This is a genomic window from Nonomuraea corallina (assembly GCF_027620315.1).
Classification (GTDB): Bacteria; Actinomycetota; Actinomycetes; order Streptosporangiales; family Streptosporangiaceae; genus Nonomuraea; species Nonomuraea corallina.
Window position 1 is genome coordinate 1 of sequence record NZ_JAPNNL010000323.1, and the last position, 2825, is coordinate 2825.

Here is a 2825-nt window from a genome sequence, read left to right on the forward strand (position 1 = left end):
CCCGCGCACCTCGACGCCCGCGTGCAGGCGCATGACGTCCGGCGCGGCGTCGGCCGTGCCCTCTCCGATCACGGTGATGTCCACGAGGACCCTCCGGCCTCTAGGGTGTGCCCCTGCTGAATCGGAATGCCATCTTGTCGAACTCCGCCCGCTTCTGGGCGGTCGCGAGCACCCTGTGCACCTTCCCTGACAGGTCGATCACCACCGCTTCGTAACCGGCGCCCTTGGCCCGCCAGACGGCCAGGTGCTCGTCGTCCCACCAGCCGATCAGCCTCTGGCTGGTGAACGGCACCCGCTCGGCTTCGCCGTCGCCGCCGGTGGGATGCGCGCAGATGGTCGAGGCCGAGGACGCGCAGTGGGCGAGGAACCTGTCACCGCCGGGTGAGACGTCATCGCCTTCCACCCAGACCGGCTCGCCGGCCCCCCGCACGGTGCGCAGTTTCCCGCCCTCCAGGTCGTAGAAGGTCATCACGCCGTTCACCCAGGTGCCGACCTCGTCACCCCTGGAGTTCCAGAAGAACCGCCACTCCCCCGCGCCCTTCTCCTTGACCCGGTACGTGCGCGCGGTGCCGGCGTCCACGTCGACGATGCCGTACCCGTACTCGACGCTGGCAGAGGCGGTGGCCCGGTACAGGGTGACCAGGGCCAGCCTGCCGTCGGGCGACCAGCGGGGCGTGGTGGGGAAGATCGGGGCGGCGCTGACCTCGATGGCGCGCCTGTTCCCGGTGCGGTGGTCGATGACCGACAGCAGCGCCTTGCGGTCGTCGTTGTAGTCGACGTCGGTGCCGAGCGCCCGGGTGCCGTCGTGGTCGAGCGCGTACTCGAAGTAGCGCGAGTCGCGGGCGAAGCGGGCGGTGCCCGGCTGCCTGACGTAGAGCCTCTTGCCGCTCTCGACGGTGTACGAGGCCAGTTTGACGGGGTCGGTGGGCCGTTCCTCGATCTCGACGGAGGTCCCGGGGAGTCGGATGGTCGTGGTCGGCGGCGTGGCCGTGAGGGTGTCCACCGGGGTCGGCGTCGGGCTCGGGGACGGCGTGCCGGAAGGGACGGCCTGGGTGGCGGTGGGGCCCGGGCCGGGCAGCGAGGCGACCCGGTTCACCACGAACGCCCCGGCGGCGAGCAGCACGACGGTGGCCACGGCGGCTCCCGCCACGATCCATCCGGTCCCGCGCCCGCCGCTCGCCCGCGTGGGCGGCGGCGGGTACGGCGCGTACCCGGGACCGGCCGCGGCGGCGCTCCCCTGCCACAGCAGCCGCGCCGCGTCGGGCCCGCCCGCGCCGCCGCTCCCGCCGTGCCCGGTGAACCCCCCGGGAACGCCCGCGCCGCCCGGATAGGACCCGCCAGGCCCGGAGAACCCAGGACCGCCCGGGGACGGCACGCCCGGTCCAGGACCGCCGGCACCCGGGCCGGAGAACCCAGGACCGCCCGGGGACGGCACGCCCGGTCCAGGACCGCCGGCACCCGGGCCGGGGAACCCCTGGGGCGGGGCGCCGCGCCCGGGGTCCGGGGCGGAGAACCCCGGCGCGCCGGGACCCGGGGCAGCGTCCTGACCTGGCGGGAAGCCCGGTGAACCGCCCGGACCGCCGCCGGTGCCGTAGGGACCCATCGGGTACGGGACGGGGCCCTGGGCCTGCCCCAGGAGGCGCATCAGCGCCTGCTGGGCGGCGGGCCGCCGGGCCGGGTCCTTGGCGAGGCAGTCCGCGACCAGCGCGCGCAGCGCCGGATCGGCGATGACGCCGACGTCCGCCTCGGTGTTCATGATCCTGTTGACCACGGCGGGAACGCTGTCCTGCCCGAACGGCGCCTGCCCCGACGCCGCGAACAGCAGCGTGCACGCCCAGGCGAACATGTCCGCCGCCGCCCCCGGGCTGCCGGCGCTGAGCTGCTCGGGCGCCATGAACGACGGCGTCCCGATGGCGCTGGCCGTGAGCGTGGAGGTGAGGTCGAGCGCCTTGGCGATGCCGAAGTCGATCACCCGGGGCCCGTCGGAGGCCAGCAGCACGTTGGACGGCTTGAAGTCCCGGTGCACGATGCCCGCCTGGTGGATGGCGACCAGCGCGGTGACGGTGCCGATGGCCAGCCGGTGCAGCGCGGTGCCGGCCCGCGGCCCTTCGACCCGTACCACGTCGGACAGCGTGGGGCCGTCGATGTACTCGCTGACGATGTACGGCCGCCCGTTGACCAGCCCCGTCTCGATCATCTGGGCGGTGCAGAACGGCGCCACCCGCCGGGCCAGCTCGACCTCGCGGACGAACCGTACCGACGCCTCCTCGTCCCCGGCCAGGTCGGTGCGGAGTAATTTGACCGCCACCTTGGCTCCGTCGGGGGCGGTGGCGAGGTAGACGAGGCCCTGCCCGCCTTCGCCGATCCGCCCGGCCAGCGTGTACGCCCCCACCGAGGCCGGGTCACCTGGGCGCAGTGGCGCGAGGTCGGGCACGATTTTCCCCACTTGTGGCTTACGTCATGACTTCCCGTCATTCTCGCGGCTCACGGGCGTCCGCGTCACCCTTTCGCGTTCTCAGACCGCGTCGGCGATGGCGCGCAGCGCGTGCGGCGGCAGCCGGGGCCCGGGCCCGGAGCCGTGCGCGGGCAGATGGACCAGGCGCGCGTCCAGCTCCGCGGCCGTCCGCTCCGGGCAGCCCGCCTCGCTCCGCGCGCGGATCCAGCGCGTGCGGATCACCGTGACGGGCACGACGGGCATCGCGTGCCCGGCCCTGATCTCGCGCAGCTCGGCCCCCATCGCGGGGCGGGCCAGCCACTCCCCCGTGATCGCGGCCACCACCCGCCCGCCCCGGTAGAGCCGGTGCCTGTCCGCGCCGCCGGCGATC

The 2825-nt window shown here is 74.7% G+C and carries 2 protein-coding genes; both read right to left on the reverse strand.

The window, feature by feature from the left end; genetic code table 11:
• Positions 1-100 precede the first annotated feature (100 nt).
• A complete protein-coding gene (locus OUY22_RS36380) occupies positions 101-2434 on the reverse strand; it encodes a serine/threonine-protein kinase (RefSeq protein WP_270159866.1) in 2334 nt (777 codons plus the stop codon).
• 81 nt (positions 2435-2515) lie between these two features.
• On the reverse strand, positions 2516-2825 hold a 310-nt coding region (locus tag OUY22_RS36385; RefSeq protein WP_270159868.1), incomplete at its 5' end, for a hypothetical protein.